Source organism: Streptomyces sp. NPDC046557 (assembly GCF_040645975.1).
Taxonomy (GTDB): Bacteria; Actinomycetota; Actinomycetes; order Streptomycetales; family Streptomycetaceae; genus Streptomyces.
Window position 1 is genome coordinate 62,486 of the sequence record NZ_JBEYZH010000007.1, and the last position, 15,359, is coordinate 77,844.

The 15,359-nt window shown below is 72.1% G+C and carries 10 protein-coding genes, 1 tRNA gene and 2 pseudogenes; 5 read left to right on the plus strand and 8 right to left on the minus strand.

Features of this window, described 5'->3' with window-relative positions:
* Nucleotides 1-42: 42 nt before the first annotated feature.
* Nucleotides 43-1,095 carry an AraC family transcriptional regulator gene (locus ABZ934_RS16290; RefSeq protein ID WP_361313079.1) on the minus strand — a complete coding sequence of 351 codons (1,053 nt, stop codon included), beginning with the start codon at nt 1,093-1,095 and terminating at the stop codon, nt 43-45.
* A 194-nt stretch (nt 1,096-1,289) separates the two neighbouring features.
* On the opposite strand from ABZ934_RS16290, the pseudogene ABZ934_RS16295 reads away from it, so the two are divergent.
* Nucleotides 1,290-2,966, plus strand: a pseudogene (locus tag ABZ934_RS16295) (AMP-dependent synthetase/ligase); the annotation flags it as partial.
* 34 nt (nt 2,967-3,000) lie between these two features.
* Here ABZ934_RS16295 and ABZ934_RS16300 read toward each other — a convergent pair.
* Entirely contained in the window at nt 3,001-4,203 is a 1,203-nt protein-coding gene (locus tag ABZ934_RS16300; protein ID WP_361313081.1) for a PLP-dependent aminotransferase family protein, read from the minus strand.
* Between the two features lie 144 nt (nt 4,204-4,347).
* On the opposite strand from ABZ934_RS16300, the gene ABZ934_RS16305 reads away from it, so the two are divergent.
* Entirely contained in the window at nt 4,348-5,220 is an 873-nt protein-coding gene (locus tag ABZ934_RS16305; protein ID WP_361313083.1) for a hypothetical protein, read from the plus strand.
* Nucleotides 5,221-5,361: 141 nt separating this feature from the next.
* Here ABZ934_RS16305 and ABZ934_RS16310 read toward each other — a convergent pair whose 3' ends face one another.
* The 3 genes from ABZ934_RS16310 to ABZ934_RS16320 all read right to left on the minus strand — a co-directional run bounded on the left by ABZ934_RS16310 (nt 5,362) and on the right by ABZ934_RS16320 (nt 7,772).
* The gene (locus ABZ934_RS16310) at nt 5,362-5,574 is read right to left on the minus strand and encodes a DUF397 domain-containing protein (protein ID WP_136216547.1); all 213 of its coding nucleotides are present in this window, start codon (nt 5,572-5,574) and stop codon (nt 5,362-5,364) included.
* A 214-nt stretch (nt 5,575-5,788) separates the two neighbouring features.
* Nucleotides 5,789-6,673, minus strand: coding sequence for a helix-turn-helix transcriptional regulator (locus tag ABZ934_RS16315; protein WP_136216546.1), 885 nt, complete (start codon nt 6,671-6,673; stop codon nt 5,789-5,791).
* 319 nt (nt 6,674-6,992) lie between these two features.
* Nucleotides 6,993-7,772: a GPP34 family phosphoprotein gene (locus ABZ934_RS16320; protein ID WP_361313085.1), complete on the minus strand. Its 780-nt coding sequence runs from the start codon at nt 7,770-7,772 to the stop codon at nt 6,993-6,995.
* Nucleotides 7,773-7,958: 186 nt separating this feature from the next.
* On the opposite strand from ABZ934_RS16320, the gene ABZ934_RS16325 reads away from it, so the two are divergent.
* The 3 genes from ABZ934_RS16325 to ABZ934_RS16335 all read left to right on the plus strand — a co-directional run bounded on the left by ABZ934_RS16325 (nt 7,959) and on the right by ABZ934_RS16335 (nt 13,019).
* The gene (locus ABZ934_RS16325; RefSeq protein WP_361313086.1) at nt 7,959-10,754 is read left to right on the plus strand and encodes a hypothetical protein; all 2,796 of its coding nucleotides are present in this window, start codon (nt 7,959-7,961) and stop codon (nt 10,752-10,754) included.
* Nucleotides 10,755-11,039: 285 nt separating this feature from the next.
* Complete coding sequence (locus tag ABZ934_RS16330; protein ID WP_361313323.1) at nt 11,040-12,725, plus strand: MFS transporter; 1,686 nt, start codon at nt 11,040-11,042, stop codon at nt 12,723-12,725.
* A 90-nt stretch (nt 12,726-12,815) separates the two neighbouring features.
* On the plus strand, nt 12,816-13,019 hold the full coding sequence (locus ABZ934_RS16335) for a hypothetical protein (RefSeq protein WP_361313088.1): 204 nt from the start codon (nt 12,816-12,818) through the stop codon (nt 13,017-13,019).
* An 87-nt stretch (nt 13,020-13,106) separates the two neighbouring features.
* Here the strand turns inward: ABZ934_RS16335 and ABZ934_RS16340 are convergent.
* From ABZ934_RS16340 to ABZ934_RS16350, 3 genes and pseudogenes are all read right to left on the minus strand, one after another.
* Nucleotides 13,107-13,179, minus strand: a tRNA-Arg gene (locus ABZ934_RS16340).
* Between the two features lie 209 nt (nt 13,180-13,388).
* On the minus strand, nt 13,389-13,892 hold the full coding sequence (locus tag ABZ934_RS16345) for a nucleoside deaminase (RefSeq protein ID WP_361313090.1): 504 nt from the start codon (nt 13,890-13,892) through the stop codon (nt 13,389-13,391).
* A gap of 832 nt (nt 13,893-14,724) precedes the next feature.
* Nucleotides 14,725-15,351, minus strand: a pseudogene (locus ABZ934_RS16350) (histidine phosphatase family protein); the annotation flags it as partial.
* Between the last annotated feature and the right edge of the window lie 8 nt (nt 15,352-15,359).

Genomic DNA, 15,359 nt, shown 5'->3' on the forward strand with positions numbered 1-15,359 from the left:
CCGCCTCGTCCCCCGCCTCACCCCCTGTCCCCGGCGGGCCCCTCAGCCGCCCGACGCGATGCGGTAGGCACCCGGGGTCGTGCCCGTCCAGCGGCGGAACGCGCGGTGGAAGGCGGTGTCCTCCGAGAAGCCCAGGCGGGCGGCGATGTCCGCGATGGGCTCGCTGCTCTCGGCCAGCCCCGCGATCGCCGCGTCCCGCCGCACGTGGTCCTTCAACTGCTGGAAGGACGTGCCCTCCCGGTGGAGCCGGCGCCGGAGCGTCGCCGGGGACACCGCGAGCCGCGCCGCCACCTCGCCCAGCTCCGGGAGTCGCGGGGAGGTGCGCAGTCGCCGCGTCAGGGTCCGGCGCACCTGCTCCGCGACCGTGGTCCCGTACTCCGGCCGCGACAGCAGGTCGAAGGGGGCCCGGCGGAGCATCGCGTCGAGCGCGGGCTCCTCCCGTACGAGCGGCGCGGTCAGCCACTGGGCGGCGAACGCGGCGGTCGTCCGGTCGGCGCCGAAGCGGACGGGACAGTCGAAGAGCACCTCGTACTCGTCCCCGTACGGCGGCGGGGGATAGGCGAAGGCCGCGTACAGCAGCGGAATGCGGCGCCCGATCAGCCAACTGCTCAGCCGGTGCCAGATCGCCAGCACGCACTCGGAGAGGAACCGCTCCCCGTCCAGGCCACCGGCGCGGTCCCCCGCGGTGTCCCCTTCCGCGCCCCCGCCGACGTGGCCGTGCACGGTGAACCGGGCCTCGCCGTCGTCGACCTCCAAGGCCAGTCGGGGGCCGCCGGGGAACAACCCGTAGAAGGCGACGGCCCGTTCGACGGCCGTCCCCAGGTCCCGGCAGCCCAGCGAGGCGTAGCACATCATCGCGAAGGTGCCGGGCCGGCTCGGCACCGTACCGAGTCCGAGGAACTCGTCCTGCGTCGTGCGGTACAGCGCGCGGAACAGCCGGGCGAACTGCGCCGGCGTGATCCGCGCGCGGTCGTCCCCGGGCAACAGCGGTGGGATCTGCGCCTCTTGCAGCAGTGGCACGGTGTCGATGCCGGCGCGCCGCGCCCCCGCGAGCAGCGCGCGCACCTGGTGCACGGTGATCGTCCGCCTCCCCATGGGACCGACGGTAACCCCGATGAGCGCTGAGGTCAGCGGTGCTGACGCTTCCGGTCATGCCGCAGGAGTGGCCGCGGTGCCTAGCGTCGACGTACCCACCCCAGGAGGCGAAGACGATGGACGCCGCACAGGACTTGGCGCGACCGCGGACACCGGCCCTCTTCACCGAGTGAACCGGGGAACGGTACGCGCACCACAGCGCGCTCCGTTTCCGGTCGGGCAGCGGACCCCAGGACGGCTGGAGCACGCTCTCCTACGTGGGGCTGCGCGCCCGCGTCCGGCGTACCGGGCGGGCCCTGCTCGGCCTCGGCGTCGGCGCCGGCGAGCGGGTGGTGCTCCTCGCCGAGACCCGCCCGCAGTGGACGTACACGCATTTCGGGGTGCTGGCGGCGGGCGCGGTCCTGGTGCCGGTGTACCCGACGGCGGGGGAGGAGGAGTTGGCCTGGGTGCTGTCCGACTCCGCGGCGGTGGTGGCGGTCTGCGACGACGCGGCCCAGGCGGCCCGGGTCGAAGCCCTGCGCGGGCGGCTCCCGGCGCTGCGGGCGGTGGTCCTGCTGGACGCCCTGCCGGAGCTGCCCTCGGCCCCGGAGGCGGAACTGCTCGCCCGCGCGCGGGCGGTGGGCCCGGAAACCGACGCCGCCATCGTCTACACCTCGGGGACGACCGGGCCGCCGAAGGGCTGCCGGCTCACGCACGGCAACCTCGGCGCGGTCCAGGACGCCACCCTGCCGGTGGTGCGCGGCGGGCCTGGGGACACGACGTACCTGTACCTGCCGCTCGCGCACCTGCTGGCGCAGTTGATCCAGTTCACGACGCTGCTCCAGGGCGGCGAGCTCTGCTACTTCGGCGGCCGGATCGAGGACGTCCTGGCCGAGGTCGCCGAGGTGGCGCCGACCCACCTGCCGTCCGTACCGCGGCTGTTCGAGAAGCTGCACGCGGTGGTGCTGTCGGTGGCGGACTCGGTGGAGGGCGGCCGGGAGCGCTTCGAGGAGGCGGTGCGGCTGGGCGTACTGGCCGCGGAGGGCCGGCTGCCCGAGGAGGCGCGGGAGGCGTACGAGGCGGCGCGCGAGACGCTGTACGCCCCCGTCCGCGCCGCCTTCGGGGGCCGGCTCACCTGGGCGCTGACCGGCGGCGCCCCGATCGCGCCCGCCACCTTGGACTTCCTGCGCGCCTGCGGCATCCCGGTCTACGAGGGCTACGGGATGACGGAGTCCGCCGGGGTGATCAGCATCAACCACCCCGGGTCGGTCCGCCCGGGGACGGTCGGCCGGCCGGTCGCGGGCTGCGAGGTCCGGATCGCGCGGGACGGCGAGGTGCTCGCCCGGGGCCCGATGGTCTTCCCCGGCTACCACGGCAACGAGGCGGCGACGGCCCAGACCGTCGACGCCGACGGCTGGCTGCACACGGGGGACCTCGGCTCGCTCGACGCGGACGGCTTCCTGTCGATCACCGGCCGGAAGAAGGAACTGATCATCACCTCGGCGGGGAAGAACATCACCCCGACCGAGGTCGAGTTCGCCCTCCAGTCCTCCCGGTACGTCTCGCGGGCGGTGCTGATCGGCGACCACCGCCCCCACCCGGTGGCCCTGATCACCCTGGACGCGGACGAGATCGCCGCCTGGGCGGCCCGGGAGGGGATCGCCCCGGACGCCCTGGGCCGGCCGGAGGAACACCCGGCGGTGCGGGCGCTGGTGGCGCGGGCCGTCGAGGAGGCCAACGCCACCGTCTCCCGCCCGGCCCGCGTCCGGGCCTTCCACCTGCTCGCGGAGGACTTCTCGGTCGAGGCGGGCACCCTGACGCCGACCCTGAAGCTCCGGCGGGCGGTGGTGGCCGAGCGGTACGCCGTCGAGATCGAGAAGCTGTACGGCTGACCCGTAGGGCCGGGGGCGGCTTGCGGAGTCGCGGCTACCGCAGGGCGCGGCCCAACCGGCGCAGCCCCTCCGCGATCTCGGCCGGGGTGTGCGTGACGAAGGTCAGCCGCAGGGTGCGGTGGTCCGGGGTGCCGGTGAAGAAGGGCGCGCCGGGAACGTAGGCCACGTCGTGGGCGACGGCGGACTTCAGCAGGGCCGTCGCGTCGTACCCGGCCGGCAGGCGCGCCCAGACGAACATGCCGCCCTCCGGCCGGTTCCACTCGGAGCCCGCCGGGAGCGCCTCGGGCAGGCCGGCCAGCAACGCGTCCCGGCGGACGCGGTAGGCATCGCGGACCGTGGCGACGTGGGAGTCCAGGTCCACCGCGGCCAGGTAGTGGGCCGCCGCCAACTGGTTCACCGTCGAGGTGTGCAGGTCGGCGGCCTGCTTGGCGACGACGGCGGCCCGCAGCAGGGCCGCCGGGGCGCGGAGCCAGCCCAGCCGCAGGCCGGGCGCCATGACCTTGGAGAAGCTGCCGAGCAGGGCGGTACGGTCCCGCGCCCCGGGGTGCGCGGCGAGCCACGGCACGGGGGTCCCCTCGTAGCGGAGGTCCCCGTACGGGTCGTCCTCCACCAGCCACAGGCCGAGCCGCCCGGCGATGTCCGCGACCGCCGCGCGGCGGGCTCCGGGGAGGGTGCGGCCGGTCGGGTTCTGGAAGGTGGGGATGGTGTAGAGCAGTTTCGGGCGCTCGCGACGGACGATCTCCTCCAGGGCGTCCGGGAGGATGCCGTCCTCGTCGCAGGGGACGGCCATGACCCGGGCCCCGGCCAGCGCGAAGCCCTGGAGCGCCGCCAGGTAGGTCGGGTTCTCGACGAGGACGACGTCGCCCGGTTCGAGCAGGGCGCCGGCGAGCAGCGAGAGCGCCTGCTGGGAGCCGGTGGTGACGACCACCTGGTCGGCGGCGGTCGGCAGGCCCCGGGCGGTGGCGCGCGCGGCGATCGCCCGGCGGAGCTCCGGCACGCCCTCGGTGGTCGAGTACTGCAGGGCCCGGGCGGCGGAGGCGGGGGCGGAGAGGGCCGCGTCGTAGGCCGCCCGCAGACCGGCGGTGTCGAAGAGTTCGGGGGCCGGGTAGCCGCCCGCGAAGGAGACCACCTCGGGGCGGTCGGTGACGGAGAGGATGTCGCGGATGGGCGAACCCGCCACCGTGGTCGTCCTGGTGGCCAAGGCGGGCAGGGACAGGGTGGTGACTGGACCGGGCACGGTGGCTCCTTCGGGGAGGCGGGTGCGCGCAGCCTAACCACGAAAGGTGCAGAGGGCACCTACCTGTCCGCCACGTGAACAGGACGCGAGGACGGCGGCGTCGACACCCTCCCCAACTGACGCTTCATCAGATACACCGGTCCCATGACGACAGACGAGACGCACCTGCCGGACGGCGACCGCCACGGCGACACCCGGGCCGACGATTACGCGGCGCTCGCCGCCGTGGGCCCGTACGGCGTCCGCCCCGGCCACGCGCTGATCACCATGGTCGAACCGCATCCGGGCCACGAGTTCGCGTACAACCGCTGGTACGAGGACGACCACTACTACGCCGGCGCCATGGCCATGCCCTGGATGTACGCCGGCCGCCGCTGGGTTGCCACCAGGGACCTCCAGGAGCTGCGCTATCCGGAGAAATCGGTCGTCGCCCGGCCCGTCACGGCCGGCTGCTACCTGTCGACCTACTGGGTGACCGAAGGCCGCTACGACGAGCACATGAAGTGGACCGTCGGCATCAACAAGCGACTGAACCGCGACGGCCGCGTCTACCAGGACCGTACGCACGTCTTCACGGCCTTCCAGGACCACGAGGCCACCGTCTACCGCGACGGCGCCGCCGGACCGCGGGACTTCCACGCCCTCGACCACCCGTACGCCGGTCTGGTGCTCCAGGTCATCGACGCCGACGGCCCCGAGCAGCGGGCGTCACTGCTGGAGTGGCTGCGCTCACGGGCCCTCCCGAAGCGGCTGGCAGGCGGGCCCGCGGCGATCGTGACGGTCTTCCGGCCGACGCCCCTGCCGGGTGACCGGATGACCTACGTCAAGCAGGTCGAGGGCGTCAACACCCGGTTGACGCTGCTGTGGTTCCTGGAAGCCGATCCCCGGACCTGCTGGCACCGGTTCGAGGGGCTGGACACGGAGGTCACTGAAGAGGGTCTGGGGCGGGTGGAGCTCGTGGCCCCGTTCATCCCGACGGTGCCGGGGACGGACCGTTACGTGGACCGGCTGCGCTGAGGACGGGGCGGGTCCGGGGCGGGGCGCGCCCGCTGCGGGCACGGCCGAGCCCCCTCGGCCAGGACGGCGACCGGTCGAGAGGGTTTCAATCTGCGGCCGTCATCGTGGTGCGGACGGTCGGGGCGGACGTCGTCGTCACGTTCAGACGAGGCGTCCCAGCCGGCCCTCGGTGACATCGGTGACGAAGGAGTTCCAGGACCCGGGCGCGAAGGTGAGGGACGGACCGTCCTGCACCTTCGAGTCGCGGACCGCGATGGCGTCCATGACGGGGGACTTGACTTCCACGCAGGCGCCGTTTCCGCCGGAGTAGGAGGACTTGGTCCAGTTTTCCGTAGCGCCCTGACGAATAGCCATGTTTCTCTCCGGTTCAGCGAGTAGTTCCGGGTCGCGCCAGCCATTACTCCGGCTGACGTGATCGACGCTACCCGCACCGCCCGACGGCTGAAGTGGGCGTTCACTCGACCGGGTGGCATATTCCATTCAGAGCTTCTGCGGCCGGGGAGTGACGGTGTACCGTACCGGGCCCTTCGCCGGCCGCCCGCTCGTGGCGTGCCCGCTGCCTCCCGTTTTACTTCCCCTTGCCCGCATAATGCTCGATGATCTCGGCGATGAACTGACGGGTCTGGTCGACATTGAGCGCCTGGGCGCGCAGGTGCTCGTACATCACGCTGTACTTCTGAACGTCGTTGGCCTTCTCCAGGTACAAATCACTCGTCACGCCTTCGATGTAGACCACCGTCGAGTCGGAGGCGTCCGGGAATTCCAGGATCGCGTACTGCCCGTTGACGCCCGGATGCGCGCCCATCGAGAACGGCATCACCTGCACGGTGATGTAGGGCTGTTCCGACTGCTCTATCAAGTATTCGAGCTGCCGGATCATCAACTGCGCGTCGCCCACGTGTCGACGCAGGGCGGCCTCGTCGATCACCGCCCACAGGCGCAGCGGCCCGACCTCCGGGTTGTTGTTGTCGGTCTCGGAGAGCCGTTTCTGGCGGTGCATCCGGACCTGGACGCGCTTGTCCACATCGGCCGGCGCCGTCTCCGGAAGCGCACCGCGGATCAGGGCCTGGGCGTACTCGGGAGTCTGGAGCAGGCCGGGGACCATCTGGGGCTCGTACGTGCGCAGGCTGGCCGCGTCGGTCTCCAGACCGATGTAGACGCTGTACGGGATGTCGCCGAAGGCGTGCCACCAGCCCTGCTGGCGCGAGTCCTTGGCCATCTGCATGAGGGAGTCGACGAGCCGGCGGTCCTCGACCTCGTACACGTCGCACAGGTCGCGGACGTCGCGCTGGCTGATGGAGCGACGGCCGTTCTCCAGCCGGCTGATCTTGGACTGGGAAACGAGCAGACGTTCGGCGACCTGCTCGGCCGTCATGCCCTTGTCCTCGCGCAACTTGCGCAACTCCATGCCCAGTCGGCGGCGTCGGACGGTGGGATTGACATTGGACGCCACGGGGACGGCACCTCCGCCTTCTTCTGGTTCTGTCTCTCTGCGTGTCTGATGTTCAGCAGACTGCCACCGAAGGGTGCGGCGGCGCTGGGGAACGGACCGAAAGACAGACGCGCGGGGTGACGGGACCGGTGGCCCGGCCCGTCACCCCGCGCACTGGCGGCTCCCGAACCGGGTCTTTGGGGGACGACCGGTTGCGTGGTGGCGCGGTGGTGCGTGTGATGCGTGTGTGCGTGCGGTGCGTGCCCGCCGGTGGGTCAAGGGGTGTCGCGGGCTGCGGTGCGGGTGGTGCGTGTGATGCATGTGCTGCGTGTGTTGCTGCTCAGTGCGCGGCCACCCGGGCCATCGCACCCGTACGGCGCGGCTGCATCGGCACGCCGGCGGCTCGGGCGGTGGGTGCCGCCGAAGCCGTGGCCGATGCGGATGCCGATGCCGATGCCGTCGCGGTGGCCGGGGCACGGTCGCGCCTCGGCTGGGCCGCCACCCCGTTCTGGACGTCCATGACGGCGTGCGCCACGAGACCGCCCATGGGGTCGTGCCTGATCAGGTCCCGCAGCCGGGACCTGGACGACCGCCCCTCGTTGCCGGGGTACAGGTGCTTGCCGAGTCCGACCGCGTGGGCCAGTGCGGCGAGCGCCGCGGTCCGCGGGTCCGGCGGTACGCCGGTGCGGATCGCGCTGTCGAGCCGGGCACGGATCTCCCGGCTGATCGACGTGTCCGTCGCCTGGTAGCGAGTCGTCGGCAGCACCCCGCACATCTGTCCCGCGACGGCATGCACCATGCCGCAGCGCTCCAGGTGAGCGAGGTAAATCTGACGGAGCCCCAGTCGGGGTCCGCCGATCCAATGAACGGCCCGGACCGGGCTGCCGCGCCTGCGCAGCAGTTCCAGTGCGGAGTCCAGAGTCGGATCTCCTGTCGGCCGTGGCATCACCACGGCGATACGATCCCCGTCAGGGGCTATCCGTCCTGCCAGAGCCAGCTCTACTAGCTGTGCCCCGGCCAGGCCGAGGTCGAGCGACTGCGGCTGCGCCGTGGTTCCCGTGGTCGGGTCCAAGGCGAGCAGCAGAAGCTCCTCCGGAATTGTTCTGCGGCTCCTGCCCATCCATGCCTCCCCGCGTGGATGAGTGACAGGGTGACGCCTCTCACATTCATCTGTCGAGAGCGCCTGGACGCTTTGTGGGGGAACCGGCAGCTATGTCGTTCTCGTCTAGCGGGTGGGCGATGCCCCCGAGACGGGACACTGTTAGACGGTTCGGACAGCGGCCGGACGGCGAACGAGGAGGAACTGGTGGCGGGCGAGTCCCCCGACAAGTCGGTAGATGAAGGTGCGTCGGGGACGGCGGAGTCCGCCGCGCCGTCCGCGGAGCGGGACCCGAGGCTGTCGGTCCTGCGTCCGCGCGAGGCGGGATCCGGGGACCGGGACGCGTTGAAGGAAGCGGTGGCGGCCTGGGTCGCCACGAGTGCCTCCGGCGGTTCGGGGGACGCGGAGCCGGATGTGGGTGCCGGGGCCGACGCCGAGGCTCCGGCCGACCGGCGGCCGGCCGAAGCCGAGGACGCGAAGCCGGGTTCCGCTTCGGCGGAGGACCAGCCGGAGTGTGCCGCAGACGCCGAGGAGCGGGATTCGGCCAAGGTGTCCCGCCCGGCGGAGCAGGAGAAGGCGGCGTTCGGTGTGGTGAAGTCGGGCGCCGCTTCGGGTGCCGGGTCGGCGGATCGGCGGTCGGCCGCGTCGGAGGACGAGAAGCCGAAGGGCGACGCTTCCAAGGCCCCGGCCGAGGAGCCGCGTACCGCCGCCCCGACCAAGTCGGCGGCAGCCGACAGCGAGCGCACCGCCGTCTTCCGTGCGGTCAAGCCGGACACCGCCGCGCCGGAGAAGAAGCCGGCCGTCCCCGAGAAGCCTGCGGGCGCCGACAGCGAGCGGACCGCCGTTTTCCGTACGGTGAAGCCGGAGCGCGCTGCGGACGCCGAGGAGCGGGATTCGGCCAAGGTGTCCCGCCCGGCGGAGCCGGAGAAGACGGCGTTCGGTGTGGTGAAGTCGGGCGCCGCTGCGGGTGCCGGGTCGACGGATCGGCGGTCGGCCGCGTCGGAGGACGAGAAGCCGAAGGGCGCCGCTTCCAAGGCCCCGGCCGAGGAGCCGCGTACCGCCGCCCCGACCAAGTCGGCGGCAGCCGACAGCGAGCGGACCGCCGTCTTCCGTGCGGTCAAGCCGGACACGGCCGCGCCGGAGAAGAAGCCGGCCGTCCCCGAGAAGCCTGCTTCCGCCGCTTCGGAGAAGAAGCCTTCCGGGGATCCTCGTAACGCCTCCGGTAAGCCCGCGGCGGCCGATTCCGGCGTGGACAGTGAGCGGACCGCTGTCTTCCGTGCCGTGAAGCCGGACACCGCCGCGCCGGAGAAGAAGCCGACCGCCCCCGAGGACAGCGAGCGGACCGCCGTCTTCCGTACGGTGAAGCCGGACACGGCCGCGCCGGAGAAGAAGCCGGCCGTCCCCGAGAAGCCTGCTTCCGCCGCTTCGGAGAAGAAGCCTTCCGGGGATCCTCGTAACGCCCCCGGTAAGCCCGCGGCGGCCGATTCCGGCGTGGACAGTGAGCGGACCGCCGTCTTCCGTGCCGTGAAGGCGGACACGGCCGCGCCGGAGAAGAAGTCGGCCGCGCCCGGGCCGCAGGGCCGGGGAAGCACCTTCGTACCGCTGGGCGGCAACGGGCCCAAGCCCCCCGCCCCGGCCTCGGCCCCGCGGCCCACCCCGCAGCCGACCCGGCCGCAGCCTTCGCCCGACGCCGAGCGGACCACGCAGCAGCCGCTGCCCCCCAAGCCGCCGCTCGACATGCTGGCGGACCTCACCAACAACCCGCCCCCGCCGCCGACCCCGCTGCGCACCGCGCTCCGGCGGGTCAAGATCTACGCCCCGATCGTCGTGCTCCTCGCGGTCGTCCTGGCCGTCGTACAGCTCGTACGCCCGCTGCCCGCGCCGCGCCTCGCCCTGAGCGCGAAGTCCTCGTACACCTTCGACGGCGGCGCCCCCACCCTCCCGTGGCCGAAGGAGGGCCAGGGCTTCATGGCCGCGGCCGGCCTCGGCACCGTCGGTACCTTCGGCGAGCAGAAGCCGATCCCCATCGGCAGCGTCGCGAAGACCATGACGGCGTACGTGATCCTCAAGAACCACCCGATGAAGCCCAAGGAGCAGGGCCCGGCGATCGACGTCGACAAGACGGCGGTCGACGACGGTCGCAAGGTCTCCGAGAACGAGTCGACGGTCAACACGTTGAAGGAGGGCGACAAGATCTCCGAGCACGACGCCCTCGCCGCGATCATGATCCCGTCCGCCAACAACGTCGCGCGCTTGCTCGCACGCTGGGACACCGCCGGTGACCAGGCGGCGTTCGTCAAGAAGATGAACGACGCCGCCCGGGAGCTGGGCATGACCAACACCACCTACACGGACCCGTCCGGCCTGGACCCGACGACCGTCAGCACCGCCGAGGACCAGGTCAAGCTCGGTCTCAAGGTCGTCGAGATGCCGGAGCTGATCGCGATCACCAAGCTCCCGAGCTGGACCGACCCCTACGGCAAGTCGTGGCGGAACTGGAACGACCTCATCCCGGGCAACGGCGCCCTCGGCATCAAGACCGGCTCCACCACCAAGGCCGGCGGCAACCTGCTCTTCGCCGCCGAGAAGAAGGTCGGCAAGACCAAGCAGCTGATCGTCGGCGCGGTGCTCGGCCAGTACGGCCCCACGCCCCTCGATAACTCCATCGCCGCCAGCAAGCAGGTCATGATCGCCACGCAGAACGCGTTGACGAACGCGACCCTGGTGAAGAAGGGCGATGTCGTCGGGTACGTGGACGACGGTCTCGGCGGTCACACCCCCGTGATCGCCACCGCCGACGTGGAGGCGGTCGGCTGGCCCTCGCTCACGGTCACCGTCAAGCTGGGCGACGGCGGCGCCAAGCTGCCGGAGACGGCGAAGGAGGGGACCGAGGTCGGGGTGCTGACCGTCGGTGAGGGCGCCAGTCAGGTGAAGGTGCCGGTGGCGTTGCAGCGCGATCTCGTCGCGCCCGGCATCGGCAGCAAACTGACTCGCGTCGGCTGATCCCCTCCGGGAGGTCCGCGATCCACGACGCACGACCCCGCCCAGGCGCCCCGGACAACCCCGGGGCGCCTGAACGCGTCTGTGCATCGGGGAACCCGGACGGACCCGGCTGGACCCGCATGGACCCGGACGGGGCCGGAAGGCACGGGACGCGTGAATGTGTGAACGCGACGGAAGAGAGCGTCGGCAGTGACCACCGCTGAGCAGTACAGGCGATCGGAGCCCGCCCGCGACACCGATCCGGGAGGCGTCGGCGTCGGCTGGGGCTGGGCGCACCGGCACCCGGTGTTCGTCGCCACCGCCCTCGCCGCGGTCTTGCACGTCGTCTGGTTCTTCAGCTTCGCCAACAGCGGCGGCGACCTCGCCGCGCAGGACGCGTGGGCGGAGTTCGTCGGCCGCCACCCCGACACCGCGTACAACCTCGCCTGGTACGGGGGCATGCACCCCGTCTCGTACAGCGTCGTCTCGCCGTACCTCATGCACGTGCTGGGTGTCCGGACCACGATGATGCTCGCCGGTACGGTCTCGGCCGGGCTGCTCGCGCTGATCCTGACCCGGTGCCGCGGCGCCGTGCGGCGTCCGCTGTGGCCGGCCCTGGCCGGGGTCTTCGGGCTGCTGTGCAACGCCCTGTCCGGCCGGGTCACCTTCGGGCTCGGCGCGATGTTCGCGCTGGCCGCCGTCGCCGCCGTGTTCTGCTGGCCGCGCAAGTGGGCCGAGCGGCGCTGGGCCAAGGCCGCCGTCGCCGCCCCGCTCGCCGGGCTGGCCACCGCCTCCAGCCCGGTGGCCGGCCTCTTCCTCGGGGTGGTCGCGGCCGGGCTGTTCCTGAGCGGGCGGCGGCCGGGGGCGTACGCGCTGGGGCTGGCGCCGGTGGCCGTGGTCGGGCTGTCGGCGTGGCTGTTCCCCTTCTCGGGCACGCAGCCGATGAAGCTGGGGTCGGCCTGGCTGCCGTTCGTGTTCGGGCTGGCGATCCTGTTCCTGGTGCCGAAGGGCTGGAAGACGGTCCGGATCGCCTCGGCCGTCTACACCGTGGGCGTGTTCCTGACCTGGGCGATCGACTCCCAGGTGGGGTCCAACGTCACCCGCCTCGTGATGCTGTTCGGCGGGGCGGTGCTGCTCGCGGCGCTCCCGTACGCGCTCCCGCGCTCGCGGCGCTGGTACGCGGTGGTCGTCGCCTTCGCGGGGCTGACGGCCTGGATCACCGCCAACAGCATCACCGACATCATCCGCACCACCCCGTTGGCCGCCTGGAACCGGGAGCTGGCCCCGCTGGTCGACCAGCTCCAGAAAGTCGGCGCCGATCGGGGGCGGGTGGAGGTGGTCCCGGCCAGCAGCCACCGCGAGTCGTCGGCCTTCCCCTCGTACGTGAACCTCGCGCGCGGCTGGAACCGGCAGGCCGATCTGGAGCGCAACCCGCTCTTCTACGACGACACCCTCACCGCCGACAGCTACCGGTCCTGGCTGGAGCGCTGGGCCGTGCACTACGTGGTGCTGCCCGCCGACAAACCCGACTCGGGCGGGACGGACGAGGCGAAGCTGGTGCGGGAGGGTCTGCCGTACCTCCAGCAGGTGTGGGGCGACGCGAACTGGCAGCTCTTCAAGGTGCTCGCCCCGACGGACCTGGTGGCCGGTCCCGCCACGGTGGTGCGGGCGAGCGCCGACCAGCTGGTGATCGAAGTGCGACAGGCGGGGCGGGTCCTGGTGCGGATCCCGCACTCGCCCTGGCTGGGGCTGGTCGACGGGGCGGGCAAGGCGGTGCCGCCGCCACAGGAGACCTTCGCCTCGAAGGCGGCGGCCGCAGCGCCGAAGCAGTTCGCGAACACGGCCGGCTGCCTCTTCAAGGCCCCCCTGGACGCCGACGGGGACGTGTGGACGGAACTGCTCGCCCCGGCGGCGGGGCAGTACCGGGTGGCGGCGAAGTACCAGCTGCCCCGGGGCACGCCGTGCCCGGAGGAACTCCTGCACGGCCCTTGATCGGCGTGCGCCGCCCCCCATAGCTGCATACGATCCCGTTAGACCGATTGGCAGACCTATGGGGTGCTTCCCGAGGGAGTGACGAACGGGATGAGCAAACAGCACAAGCAGGACGTGCGGACGGCGATCACGAAGGCCGCGGACCAGACCCACCTGCCCCGCACGCCGGGCCACGGCTTCGAAGGTCCGGTCCCCAGCAAGGTCAAGGGCGGAGCGCACACGAAGGCGGCCCTCAAGCGTTCCGGCTCCCCCCAGGGCGACCGCATCGGCGAACGCAGCAAAGGTCTGAGCTGAGGCCCTTCGGCCGCCCCGCCCCCCAAGGCCCCGAAGAACCCCGAAGGCCCCCCGCCGTCACCGGCGGGGGGCCTTCTCTGGTTCACGTGCCCTCGGCAGGATTCGAACCTGCGACACCGGCTTTAGGAGAGCCGTGCTCTATCCCCTGAGCTACGAAGGCGTGTGGTGACGGCCCGGGAGGGCGTGGTCACCGCGGTCAGTGTAGCGGGTGGTGTCTGGTCCGTAAGCGGAGATACCCGCGTACCAGAGCGGGCCGCGAGGGCGGGGGTGATCTTCGGGAGTGGTCTTCGCGGGTGGTCTCGGGGCGGCCTGTACCCGTCGGCTGCGGATACAGGCCGAGGCCCGGTCGTCCGTCGCGCGCGGCGCGTGTCAGTAGTCGATGCGGTCGGTCTTGGCCAGCCACGCCTCGAACGGCGCCGTGCGGTTCGGCAGGAGCAGTTGCTCGACCGACATGGGCCACATCGCCGCGGGCGTCTTCTCGAACAGGTCGTAGAACTTGCGGTCGTCGAAGCCGGCCACCGCGGCGTCGTCCCGGTCGGCGGCGAAGACGATCCGGTCGACCCGCGCCCACAGCGCCGAGGACAGACACATCGGACACGGCTCGCAGGAGGTGACCAGGACGCAGCCCTGGAGGGAGAACGTGTCCAGCTCCTTGCAGGCCGCGCGCATCGCGCTCACCTCGGCGTGGGCCGTCGGGTCCAGGGTGGAGGTGACCTGGTTGTTCCCCAGCGCGACGATCTCGCTGCCCTTGGCCACCAGGGCACCGAACGGACCGCCGCCGTTCGCCACGCTGTTGGTGGCCAATCTGATCGCCTCTTCGATCCAGCCCTTTTCGAGGTCCTGGATGCTCGCTTCTTGAATGTGCGCGGTCACGTTCACTCCTTTTGGAGACGGTGGGGGTTCCCCGGATGCCTGCCTGTGCGGGTCACGGCACCCGGGACAACAAGTGGCCCCACGGGTGCCGCCTGGCGATCAGCGCTGTCGGCGGTACCCGCGGGAGGTCATCTCGGCTGGGCGCCGATGATGTGCTCCGGTGCGACGGGGGCGTGGGGCAGGCTCGGGCCGGTCGCGGGTTGCCCCCACGGCGGGTCGGCCTGTGCGGGGGCGCGATGACGGGGTTCCGCGGTGACGGTGGTGCACAGATTTGGCCAAAGGCTTTCGACAGTCCGACCGGACCACGTTGCCGTCACGGCTTTCCCCTTCCTTCGGCAAGATGTCAGGAGGGCCGAGATCCTGGCCGGTAATCCGGCATCACGCGAACGCCCCACGGATGTGGGGCGAGGCGGACACAGCGAGCACAATCCCCCGCTTGGTTGCGACTTGTGATGAGTACACAGGCAACGGGGGGGAGTCAGGTAGGGGTGGAAGGTATGAAAACTCCGCCGGCTGAAACCGGCTCTTCGTAGACTTCTACGAGAGCCGGTTCCCTCGCGATGTCACCCCTGGTCGATGCTCCAGACGCGGTGCGTGATCGAGCCGGCGGAGCGGTTCCGCGCCGACCCCGGCCGGGGCGTCACCCGAGCGGAATGAGGCCGTCCGTCGATCGGCCTCGCCCCGCGTCGGCGGCGCCTTGACGAGAACGACGAGAACCGGCCGTCCGAGAGGACGATCCCGGCCCCGGTGCCGCCGTCCACCCTGGTAGGAAGGCCCCAGCCCGCCCCCGCCGGGTCGAGGACCGGCGGGGGCGGGCTGGGCCGGTCGGGGTTTACCGCAGGTGCGACGTGTCGTTGAACGAGCGCACCGTGGTGTTCACCTCCGGGTCGTAGGCGACCTCCGACAGCGAGGCCGCCGCGATCTCCATCCGGAAGAACGACTCCGGCGGCGCGCCGAGCGCCAACCGGACCAGCTGCCGTACCGGCACCACGTGCGAGACGACGAGCACCGTCTTGCCCGCGTACCGCCCCAGCAGCTCGTCCCGGGCGAGCGCCGCCCGGCGGGCCACCTCCCCGAGGGACTCGCCGCCCGGCGGCGTGGCGTCGGGCGAGCGCAGCCACGCCGCCCACTCCTCGGGGTACCGCTGCCGCACCTCGGCGAAGGTGAGCCCCTCCCAGGCCCCGAAGTCGGCCTCCCGCAGTCGCGCGTCGGCCCGTACGTCGAGCCCCAGCCGTGCGGCCGCCGCCTCGGCGGTCTCCCGGCAGCGCCGCAGCGGAGAGGTCACGACCGCCTGTACCGTCCCGCGCACGGCGAGCGCCGCCGCGGTCGCCTCGGCCTGGCGCCGCCCGGCCGCCGACAGCGACGGGTCGGAGCCGCCGCTGCCGGAGAGGCGTTTTCCCGGGGTCAGCGCCGTCTCGCCGTGCCGCAGCAGGAGGAGGGTGGTGGGCGCGCCCTGGTCGACGGGTA